General features: G+C 70.3%; 4 protein-coding genes and 1 tRNA gene. 3 read left to right on the top strand and 2 right to left on the bottom strand.

The window, feature by feature from the left end:
• On the top strand, positions 1-354 hold a 354-nt coding region (locus tag CWIS_RS03475; protein ID WP_048341821.1), incomplete at its 5' end, for a hypothetical protein.
• Positions 355-448: 94 nt separating this feature from the next.
• Here CWIS_RS03475 and CWIS_RS03470 read toward each other — a convergent pair.
• A tRNA-Leu gene (locus tag CWIS_RS03470) sits at positions 449-522 on the bottom strand.
• 160 nt (positions 523-682) lie between these two features.
• Here CWIS_RS03470 and CWIS_RS03465 point away from each other — a divergent pair.
• Positions 683-1,303, top strand: a complete 621-nt coding sequence (locus tag CWIS_RS03465; RefSeq protein ID WP_229747564.1) for an ANTAR domain-containing response regulator — start codon at positions 683-685, stop codon at positions 1,301-1,303.
• A gap of 65 nt (positions 1,304-1,368) precedes the next feature.
• Here CWIS_RS03465 and CWIS_RS03460 read toward each other — a convergent pair whose 3' ends face one another.
• Positions 1,369-2,166, bottom strand: a complete 798-nt coding sequence (locus tag CWIS_RS03460) for an endonuclease/exonuclease/phosphatase family protein (RefSeq protein ID WP_048341820.1) — start codon at positions 2,164-2,166, stop codon at positions 1,369-1,371.
• Between the two features lie 246 nt (positions 2,167-2,412).
• On the opposite strand from CWIS_RS03460, the gene CWIS_RS03455 reads away from it, so the two are divergent.
• The coding region (locus CWIS_RS03455) for an ABC transporter substrate-binding protein (protein WP_048341819.1) at positions 2,413-3,699 on the top strand (1,287 nt) is incomplete at its 3' end.

Below are 3,699 nucleotides of genomic sequence, written 5' to 3'. Positions count from 1 at the left end.
GGCGTCGGCAGCGCCGAGGCCGTGACCGAGATCCGTGAGGTGCTGCCCGATCGCTCGGCCGTCGTGGAGACGACCCTGTCGGCGTGGCCGTTGGTCCGGGCGGACGGCGGGATCGACGTCACGCCGCTCGTCGTGGGGGAGGACGTCGTCGAGGTCGCGCTCGAGCGGACGTCGGTCTCGGTCACGGTGTGGACGCCGCCCTGGTCGCAGCTCGTGCTGGTGCTCGTCGTCGTCTCTGGTGCCGTCCTGGTCCGCTGGTTGCACCGCCGTTCCGCGCGGCGCGTCCAGGCACAGGTCGACGCAGCCCTCGCGGCCGCGGGTGTGCCGCGCGAGCCGTCGGACGTCGTTCCGTGATGATCGAGCGTGCATCACCTGGACCGGGACGCCGCGTCCTGGCCCGAAGGGTGCTCCCACGCGCGTCCTTGCAGGTCAGCACAACTTCCCACGGTGCCCCGAGTGGGATTCGAACCCACACTGGATCGGGTTTGAGCCGAACGCCTCTGCCGGTTGGGCTATCGGGGCCGCGGAACAGCATATCGACGCACCCGCGCGTGCCGGGTGCTCGTCGGGGCGTGAACGGGCTCACACGGCGCGCAGGCCGTGCGACGAGGCAGCGGGCCACTACGCTGTGTCCGTGACCAAGGACGCCACCCCCGATCCTGTCCAGGCAACTCCCGAAGACCTGGACCTGCCCGCAACGGCCTCCAGCGCGCCGTCGAGCGGGCGCAAGGCTCGGCGTGCCGTCGTCGCCGAGGACGAGGCCCTGATCCGTATGGACGTCGTCGAGACGCTCCGCGACGCGGGCTTCGACGTGGTCGGTGAAGCGGGAGACGGCGAGCAGGCGGTCGCCCTGGCCGTCGAGCTCAAGCCCGACGTCGTCGTCATGGACGTCAAGATGCCGGTGCTCGACGGGATCTCCGCGGCCGAGCGCATCGCGAAGGAGCACGTCGCCCCGGTCGTCCTGCTGACGGCGTTCTCGCAGACCGAGCTGGTCGAGCGTGCGCGGGACGCCGGCGCGATGGCGTACGTCGTCAAGCCGTTCTCCCCGGCGGACCTGCTGCCGGCCGTCGAGATCGCGATCTCGCGGTACGCGCAGATCAGCGCGCTCGAGTCGGAGGTCGCCGACCTCTCCGAGCGGTTCGAGACCCGCAAGCGCGTCGACCGCGCGAAGGGTCTGCTGATGACCAAGGGCATGACCGAGCCCGAGTCGTTCCGGTGGATCCAGAAGACGTCGATGGATCGTCGCCTGACGATGCGCGAGGTCGCCGACGCCGTGATCGAGCAGATCGGTGGCGGTTCCTGAGACCCGAGCCCCACGGCTCCTGAGCCCCCGTCCGCACCGGTCCACGACCGGGCGCGGGCGGGGGCTCAGTCGTGCGTGGCCGCACCCGGCGCGAGCGTGACGTGGACGACGAGCGCGCGGTGGTCGGACACCCCGGTGTCCACCGCTCGGGCCGGACCGGTCGCGACCACGTGCCCGTCGCCGAGCACGTGGTCGATCTGTGCGGTCGGCGCGTGCACGGGGTAGGTCGGCGCGTCGGCAAGGGACGACATCCCGGTCGTGCGCGCGGCAGTCGTCGGCCCGAGGTTGAGGTCGCCCATGAGGACGAGCGGCCGCGGCAGGTCGGCGACGGCCTCGACGAGGTGGCGCGCCTGGACCGCGTTCTGACCCGACAGGAACGACAGGTGCGTGCAGACGACGGTCAGCGGGCCGTCCGGTGTGGCGAGCTGCGCGACGATCGCGGCGCGAGGGTGGTCGTGCAGCGGTCGGGGCAGCCGCCGGCCCGAGCGGTGCGCCCAGACGACGCCGCGTCGCCGGGGGAGCCGCACCGTGCGCCACGCCGTGGCGGGGTAGCGCGAGAGCAGCGCCACCCCGTATGCCGCACCGGGAGGCGGTGCCGCGCTGGGTTCGTCGTACCGTCCTTCACGCCACAGCCCCACCGGACCGCGCAGCGTCACCGACAGCCGCGCGTCGCGCGCGCCCATCGCGTCGGCCGCGACTGCGGTGAGGTCCGCACGCCCGGAGCGGAGCTGGCGGTGGTCGACCTCTTGCAGCGCGAGGACGTCCGCGTCGAGCGCCCGGATCGCGTCCGCGAAGCGACTCACGTCGACCCGACGCGAGTCCAGCGTCCGGCCGTGCTGCACGTTGAAGGTCACCAGCCGCATCCGCCGATTGTCGCCCGACGAGCGCCCTGAGGCGCCCCGAACCGTCTCCAGGGCCGAGAGCACACGTCTCAGCAAGCGAACAGGCCCTTTCGGGTGAGCGGTTTCATCACAGGTTGGCAACGAAGCAGCGCGCAATCTTGGCGGATACATCCCGGATACAAACGATGGTTACCGTCGCGTCACGTTGCACGGGGACCGATGCCTTCGGGCCCCGGGACGCATTCCTCACGGAGAGGTTGAACGCCCATGGTTCGTTCTCATCACGCGATGAAGGCCGCAGCTCTGGCCGGTGCTGTCGCGCTGGTCCTGACCGCCTGCGGCAACAGTGGCTCGTCCGACGACGAGACGCCCGGAGCAGCCGCCACGACGAAGGACGCCGGCTCGGGCGGCGACACGAGCGGTGCGCTGACCATCGGCACCCTCCTGCCCCAGACCGGCTCGCTCGCGTTCCTCGGCCCGCCCGAGATCGCCGGCGTCGACCTGGCGGTCAAGGAGATCAACGAGAACGGCGGCATCAACGGGAAGGACGTCGTCGTCAAGCACGCCGACTCCTCGGATGCCGACCACGCCGACGTCGCTCCGCAGTCCTGGACCGACCTGCAGAGCCAGGGCGTCCAGGCCGTCATCGGTGCTGCCTCGTCGTCGGTCACGCAGCTGGTCGTCGACGACATCACGAATGCGAATGTCGTGATGGTCTCGCCCGCCAACACGGCGACGAGCCTGTCCGGCTACAGCCCGTTCTACTTCCGTACCGCGCCGCCGGACACCGTCCAGGGCTCGGCGCTCGGCAACCTCATCCTCGAGGACGGTGTCGAGAAGCTCGGCGTCCTCGTCTTCAACGAGGAGTACGGCACCTCGCTGCGCGACGTCGTGAAGGCGACGGTCGAGGGAGCCGGCGGCACGATCACCTACGGCAACAAGACCGAGGAGTTCGACCCGACGGCCTCGTCGTTCGCGGACCCGGTCGCGGGCGTCATGACGTCGAACGGTGGCGGCGCGCCCGAGGCGATTGCGATCATCGCGTTCGAGCAGACCAAGTCGATCATCCCCGAGCTCGTCGCGGCGGGCTTCACCGGTCGCGTCTACATGGTCGACGGCAACACGGCCGACTACTCGAAGGACTTCGAGGCAGGCACGCTCGCAGCGTGGAAGACGCAGGGAACCACCCCCGGCGCCTACCCGGACGAGGCCTTCAAGGACCGCATGCTGTCCGTCGACCCGGCCCTGAAGGACTACGCCTACGGCCCGGAGTCGTACGACGCGGCCATCCTGATCGCTCTCGCCGCGCTCAAGGGAGGCGGCGTCGACGGTGCCACGATCCAGAAGAACATGGCGGCTGTCTCGGGTGCGGACGGCGGCACGGAGTGCGAGGGCTTCAAGGAGTGTGCCGACCTGATCACTGCAGGTGAGGACATCGACTACAAGGCTGTCTCCGGTGCTGGCCCGTTCAACGCCGACAACGACCCGTCGTCGGCGTTCATCGGGATCTTCCAGTACAACGACGACAACACCTACACCTGGCAGAAGGCCGTG

This window comes from Cellulomonas sp. A375-1 (assembly GCF_001040865.1).
In the GTDB taxonomy this organism is placed as follows: Bacteria; Actinomycetota; Actinomycetes; order Actinomycetales; family Cellulomonadaceae; genus Cellulomonas; species Cellulomonas gelida.
The sequence above is the reverse complement of the archived record's forward strand: the minus strand, read 5'-3'. Positions and strand labels throughout refer to the sequence as shown.

What these genes read in the sequence shown, in the direction of transcription:
- CWIS_RS03460 (WP_048341820.1), bottom strand. Translation starts at nt 2,166, where the DNA reads ATGCGGCTGGTGACCTTCAACGTGCAGCACGGCCGGACGCTGGACTCG.